Raw genomic sequence first — 559 nt, forward strand, 5'->3', positions numbered from 1 at the left:
AGCGAACGTATCGCGTGGATAGACTTGTCGTTTGTGGAGCGAGATCGAACGCCGCGATGGGCGATTGAAGTAGGGATCCGCTGTCACTTGGCCGGTATGTCACTGCGAGAGGTAAGTAAGCATCTTGAACTGTTTGGGATCAAGCGGAGTCACGTCGCGATCCATAACTGGGTTCATAAGGCCGAACTACAGCCGATCTCGACCGTCTCCGAGGATCAACTCGCGGTTGACGAAAAGATGATCCGCCTCCACGGCCAGCAGTTCTGGCTGTACGGCGCGGTTGATCCGCAGACGAACGCGATCCTTCACGTGAGTCTCTATCCGACCGCAAATAAACAGACGACGCGATGGTTTCTCACCGAGCTCCACCGGCGCTATCAGCTCGATAGCGTGGAATTTCTCGTCGATGACGCAGACTATCTCGGATCAGTTCTCGCTGAAGACGGCTATCGATTTCAAGTCATTCAACATGGAAATCGGAATGTCATCGAACGTGTCTTTTGGGAAATAGAACGCCGAACATCATCGTTTGCGAATAGTTTCAGCAATGTCGCGTTAG

General features: G+C 52.6%; 1 protein-coding gene. It reads left to right on the forward strand.

The genetic code is table 11. The features are described from left to right. Positions 1-559, forward strand: a 559-nt coding sequence (locus tag ABDZ89_RS17070) for an IS6 family transposase (RefSeq protein WP_425544622.1), incomplete at both ends; no start/stop codon positions are given.

It is taken from the genome of Halorubrum ejinorense, assembly GCF_039522565.1.
Classification (GTDB): Archaea; Halobacteriota; Halobacteria; order Halobacteriales; family Haloferacaceae; genus Halorubrum; species Halorubrum ejinorense.